At 59.1% G+C, this 6,143-nt stretch carries 4 protein-coding genes; all 4 read right to left on the bottom strand.

All coding sequences use genetic code 11. From position 1 onward, the window contains the following. Window positions 1-74 precede the first annotated feature (74 nt). From ASU23_RS11200 to ASU23_RS11185, 4 genes are read right to left on the bottom strand one after another with little or no spacing between them, the layout of a single operon-like run. The gene (locus ASU23_RS11200; protein ID WP_216637120.1) at window positions 75-1,562 is read right to left on the bottom strand and encodes a hypothetical protein; all 1,488 of its coding nucleotides are present in this window, start codon (window positions 1,560-1,562) and stop codon (window positions 75-77) included. 3 nt (window positions 1,563-1,565) lie between these two features. Continuing rightward, window positions 1,566-3,251, bottom strand: coding sequence for a nuclease-related domain-containing DEAD/DEAH box helicase (locus tag ASU23_RS11195; protein ID WP_058037928.1), 1,686 nt, complete (start codon window positions 3,249-3,251; stop codon window positions 1,566-1,568). Beyond that, entirely contained in the window at window positions 3,248-4,813 is a 1,566-nt protein-coding gene (locus ASU23_RS11190) for a hypothetical protein (protein ID WP_233272443.1), read from the bottom strand. Before ASU23_RS11190 ends, ASU23_RS11195 begins: the two co-directional genes overlap by 4 nt. Continuing rightward, complete coding sequence (locus ASU23_RS11185) at window positions 4,762-5,676, bottom strand: hypothetical protein (RefSeq protein WP_233272442.1); 915 nt, start codon at window positions 5,674-5,676, stop codon at window positions 4,762-4,764. Before ASU23_RS11185 ends, ASU23_RS11190 begins: the two co-directional genes overlap by 52 nt. Window positions 5,677-6,143 lie beyond the last annotated feature (467 nt).

Here is a 6,143-nt window from a genome sequence, read left to right as displayed (position 1 = left end):
GTCACAGGGTTGGTCCTTCTTGGTCGAGAACGGCTATTTCGCAATTCCCATTCTCGCGCCGAGGACCAGCCCGTCTACTTCAGTCCCGCGTCAGCAACGTCCGTACCCGCAACAGCTAGTAGGAATGCAATCTGAAAAGGACGCCAGTTCCCGATTCCAGGTTTTCGAACGGCTTCAGGTGCTGGCCCGGCGACCTCGACGATGCCATTTTTGTCGAGGCTGACTTTGCGAGTCGGGAGATTTGAGCGGATTTGCTGGTACAGCATGGCTTCGTTGGCGAGACGGAAGGCCCGGGCAGCATTTTTGTTCTCCACGATCAGCTTCTGCCCGGACCGCATCCGTGCGAGAGCGCCGCTGCAGAGTTCGACATGGTCCTCAGCCGCGTCACGGTAGCGCTCAGGCAGGTTTCCTATCTCCTGGCGGCGATCTTCGATCCAACTCGCATAGAGGCCGAGGACGGTGTCGATCTGTTGGTGACCATCTTTCGACCCGCTGGCGAGAGAGTGCATACTCACCTGCACTGGTACCCGCTGCCCTCTCTCGTCCTGACGGTAGACGTCGGGCGTCAAACTTGGCACCTCGTAGACAGGAAGCGGATCAGCGCGTACTGCGGCTGCTGAGCCACCCTCAGGTTCGTCCCAATCCGCTGCACAGCCGTGGCCAATGGCATACGTCTGCTTGTGCCGATACAACAACGCGATGGACGCTTCTTCGCTGCCGGACTCGCCGGCCGCATCGGGCTCCGGGTATGCCTCGATCTGGGCCCCTGAGGTGGGGCGTATCTCGAACCCGGCTTGCAAGAGGGCGGCAGCCGATCCGCTGCCTACGGAGGTGTTGACCAGAACGACTGTGACCAATCGGCACGCAGGATCGGGATCACCTGGCACAGGCCGCGAATACGCTTGGAGCTGGGGGTGCACCTGCTCTTGCGGTGAGGAGGACTCCGCGTCTAACGAGAAGAGTTCCTTCGTACTTTCGAGCAGCGTTTCAGCATGGATCGTAGCGGACATCGTGACGGGGCGGCGCAGCCACCATTCGCGACTCGATCCGGCGATGTGGACCGGAACCTTCTGGTAATACGCGAAAGACGCACTTACCTGCAGGGATTGCTCCGCCGCCACGCGGGCTCGGAACGAGATGGCCATAGCGCTGGGCAGAAAGGAGTTAGCGTCGCTGAGGTCGAAATCGTCGGTGTCAGAGTCCTGCCGTGCGAACGTCACGTCGTCTACGAGGCCGAGGGCGGGTTCGACGTCTCGGATCTGATCGTCTGTCGGCAGTCCCGATATTCCGGCGGTCGACTCTGCCGGAACAATCCGGGTTGCGGAGCCTCGCGGGTACAGCACGCCGATGCCATATCGACGAAGCGGCTCAGTGTCGGTCAGGATCTCCTCGCCTGTTGCTTCGTCGAACCACAGCCCTCGTGTCTCGGGCCAAGACTCGAAGTGCAATGAACCGGCCGACGTGTCAAGCGGCTTTCCGCTACCTGCTTCGTCGGGGGCTGGACCGAATAGTTCGCGCCGGACGGCACTTTCCATGATGTTGCGTGCATCGATCCCGCTCATTGCCTAAACTCCCAACTTTGGCCGCAGCGCCGCCCGAGTACCCACGAGAGATAACCGGTCGGTGGCACGGGTGAGACCGACGTAAAGTAACGCATCAAATCCGGGAAGGCCGGGTGTATCGATGTCTGTCAAGATAACGGCAGGAGCTTCCAGCCCCTTGTAGGAATGTATCGTCGCGAAACGGAGACGACCTTTGCCTGGTTTGCTTCCGTCTTCCGCGGACAAGATCTGCTTCAGCCACGGATCCGCAGTAGTTGCGGCGATGGAGTTGTCACGTCGCGGGCTCAGTATCACGATCTCGTCCAGCTCGTATCCTTCCGCTTTCAGGTCGTGGACCGCTTTGACTACCTGGGCTGTTTGCTCGACGGCCGATTTGTACCAGTAGTAGCGCGGCTGCACACCGTCGTCGTCTCGCCGAAATCGTTTGTACCCCGGGGACATCGACACTAGAAGTTCGACTGCGGAACCGATACGCGGCCGATTACGGCAGTTCGTCACCAGTCGATGATTGACCAGCCCGGGGATGCGCTCGTTCAAGGCCCTCCGCCCGTCTGCAAGGTTGTACAGCGCCTGCCTTTCGAAGTCGCCGAAAAAGAGGCAACGCCCGCCCGCCAGGCCACCTTTCACCATCAAATCGAGCACATCCAGGTACTCAGGCCTCGCTAAATCCTGAATCTCGTCGACCACCAGGAACTCCCGCGCGAAGTTACCGTCGAGCAGTCGGTCAGTGGCACTCGCCAGGACGTCATCCCAGAAGGCAGTGCCGGGATTAGACGGTGGCGTCAAACCACTGAAATGGAGTAGCTCACTGTGCAGACTTCCGATCTGCAGGCCGGCCGAGGCTGGAATGCTTGCGCGCAGGTGCTTGCCGAGCAAACGGTTGAAACACAGGAGGCGTCCGCTTGCCCCGTCCATCTGTTCGCGGCGAGCAGCTTCGAGCGCCAGGAACGTTTTACCCGAACCAGCCGGACCCGTAAACAGGACCCTACGATTGTCCGCCATCGCGTCGAGTGCCTCGTACTGCTCCGCCAAGAAGACCGCCAATTCCCCTTGGCGGTCACGCCGCATGTCCCCTGCAGCGATCGCAATGTCGAAACGCGGACGGAGTACAGACACGAGCGAGTCCACCGAGGTCTGACTCGGCAGTCCCGGCTGCCGGCGAAGTGAGGACATGTGGTCGGCCAGATGCTCACGGCCCTTGATGAAAAGTCTCAAAACCGCTCGCGCAGAACCTGTTCGGAAATCGTCCCGGTCAAGCAGTTGCCACTCGTGCCACTCAGGGGAGGAAGGCAGGGCCGCGCGGGCCCGAAGATGGGTGAACCACACCCCGCTCACAATAGGTACTGCGCGCAGATCTGCACCGTGCTTCTGCAGGTATGTACGGATACTGTGCATCGCCTCGTTCGCCTGTTGAAACGGGCCGCGTGCGGTGGGCGTGTGATTTCCGAGTTGCCAACGGCCATCAGGTAAACAGGCTGCCTTCGCATGCGACTTGACCTCGATGACTGCGATGCCGTGGCCTGGAACAATGACAACGAAATCCGCCTCTCCCTGAACCTGCCTGACATGTTCAGCAAGGGCGAGCGAGTGCAGGACAGTCCAGCCATCGGTAAGTGGATCGGAGGCGAGTCGCTCGAATACTTGCCGTTCCCCCGGTGGCGAATCTGGGGAAATAATGGGAGGAATCATTCGAGCCATTGGGCACCAGCGTCTTTGAACGGTCGGCGGATCTCACGCCGATGAACCGATTGGAGCACTGGCGACATCGCCAGTACCCGGGTTGCGATTATGCTACGAAATCCAGGAATATCGAGTTCTAAACGTTGGAAACCGGCCCGATCGAGCTCACCCAAATCCACAGTCGACATGGCCTCTTCGAGCCGTTCACGGATGCCTGCGCTTGCCTGTAATCGGGCTCGGCGCAGATCTGTCGCGAGCCCGTAATGCGGCTGTTTGGGTAAGCCCAGCCATTGGAGTAAGAGAGCGAAATCGTTGTCATCTTGCGGGCGGACCATCGTGGCACTTATCCACGCAGGTGCTCGATCTGCGCGTTTGACGCCAGCTTTGCCGAGCGAACGCTCCACTTCGCTCACCCCCATCCGAACGACCTCTCGCGTCAGCGCAGACTTCCACTCTTCCTGCGAACTACGCGCCGCCGGACCACGTTCTCCAAGCAGCGCGATTGCTTGCTCGTAAAGCATTTCAGAATCGGTTGATCCCTCACGTAGAACAAGATAGCTGCCGACTGTGACGGCCGATACATCACCGAGTTCGACGCGTTTCCCTCGAGGCCGCTCCGGATACAAACTCCTGATGTGCTCACCAGACTGGTCGAGCATGATGGCCAAACCGCCAGCAAGGAGCACTTTCCGCGCCAACGTCTCGCCGATACGAGCCGACTGTGGGGACGACGTTGGGGACCAGACCGGCTGTGGCACCAACTGATCATCGGCGACAACCGGCGCCCCGTTGACGACAGGTTCCAGGCCGATATGAAAGGTCTTCAGACTGGGCGCAATCGCGCCCTCCGCATAATCCGAAAATGAGGACCTGGGCAACGTACGGTCGCGAACCCATGACGGTAGAACGTAGGCAAGCCTCTCGGCTCGTGGTGCCGAGGCCAGGGCCGGCGCAAACAATGACGGTGAGCCGACCACGTAGGCCTGATTAACGACATGTTCCTGCGCGCGGAAGGTCGTACTCAGCACCGGCACGGCAATCTCGAGGCTGTCGAACCATTGGCGCAGCGCATACTGGACGCTCCGGGAAGCCGCAACAACTACGCACGATTCGAAATTCAACTCGGATAGTGATTCCAAAAGTATTACGCCGGAAGGTCGGTCGCCACCGCGAGACCGTTCAGCTCGGTCTGCCAGGTCGCTCAGTAGAAGCTGTGTTGCTTCTTCGGCTCCATGCTTTCGTCGGTCACACTCGGACACGAGTGCACTAACAATTTCATCGTCTCCTGACCGGAATTCTGCAGGCGCGGGATTGGTCGCCAGACGCCAGCGGAGCTGCTTTGCGATCGCGAGGAGATCCTGCCAATCCTCAGGGGCGTCTTGGCGCAACCGGGCGATGAGCCGACGCAGGGATGCATCCAGCTGTGCACCGACGTCGTCTGCAACTGCATGTAACTCGACCTCGGCTCCCATCATGACTGCGGCCGCCCGATAGCGATCGGAGATCTCGGTTAACCGAGTCATCGCCACGTCTCGAATGCCAGAGCTTCGATACCTGACGGTGGTTTCCACCCAAGATCCTGTAAGGAAACTGGTGTGCCACCTATGCGGCGGAGTTGCAAAATGGGTTCGGCAGCGAAGTCGTCAGCTGATGAACGATCGATAATGGCAACAGTAACGGCGCAAGATAGTTCGTTGATCCAGCTAGCCGCTGTAGTGCCATCCAAAATTGCCAGACTAGCTTCGGAAGGGACGATCGCCTCTTCCGACCGGACGGCGGGCAGGATGGAACTACCCCACGAAGGGCGAGAACCATCGTTCGGGCGCAATAGCTCAGCGAAGCTATTCAGACTTGAGCGTTCATGGCCGATCTTGATCTTCATTTCGTCGGTGATCCAAGATTTGGTACCCACAAACACGACGTCGGATGCTGAAGAAACCTGCTCCGCTTCCCATTGCGTTTCGCGGCCAGAGCTGGTGACCAAACTTCCAGGAATTGGCACTTTCATCTTGCCGTCATGTCCGTCTAACGGTGGTCCGGGCACCAAATATTTGATCTGCTCGAGCCGGTACGACGGCGCGCCAACATGCACCAGTATTTGTCCTTCTCTTGTTCGTGAGCCGTAGAACGTCTCGGCGAACAAAGAACGTCCTTCGGTGAGCACTAGCACCGGGGTTCCACTCACCAAAGTCGACAAGACTTCAGCCGGAGGTGCCGGGATCTTGATGGGACGGGTCAGCGCCCAGCCCGTTCCAATGAGGACAGCAGCTAGATCGCGCGTGGGCACGGTCAGTGCGACTACCAACCGTGTGTCGGATTCTAGAGAGGGACTCCGACGCGCGAGTCGCGCACCAAGCGCAAGTAGGTGGTTTGCCCATTCACCTCTCACTTGAATAGGATCTGCATCGTCAATCAGCATCACCCCGCCGGTCACTTGCCTACCACCCCATGTCCTCATCATCGTCACGGGCATTCTGAGCCATGAATTCGCGGTGCCAGAACGATCAGAACACCTCAAGAACTATCGGGCCATTCCCGGATCCCAGGGGCAATCACGAACAGGGCAGCGCAAAAAATCTAACTTCGAATGAATGTCCAATCACGATATCCGAAAAAATCAACAAATGTGACATTTCGCTATTAACTCACCTTTTGACGCCGCTCGTCGCATCGCAGCAAGTCGGGTCACCCCCTAGAAACATCGCCCCTATGCCGCAACTCACCAGTATTCGTCCGAACCTACCGCTATCGGTTGCGAATTGGGCGCTGAATCCCGCATAGCCTAGGTGTTGCGGGTACGGACGTTGCTGACGCGGGACTGAAGTAGACGGGCTGGTCCTCGGCGCGAGAATGGGAATTGCGAAATAGCCGTTCTCGACCAAGAAGGACCAACCCTGTGAC

The sequence above is a fragment of the Rhodococcus sp. KB6 genome (genome assembly GCF_001445685.1).
Taxonomy (GTDB): Bacteria; Actinomycetota; Actinomycetes; order Mycobacteriales; family Mycobacteriaceae; genus Rhodococcus_F; species Rhodococcus_F qingshengii.
This window is presented reverse-complemented; position numbering and strand designations above follow the sequence as displayed.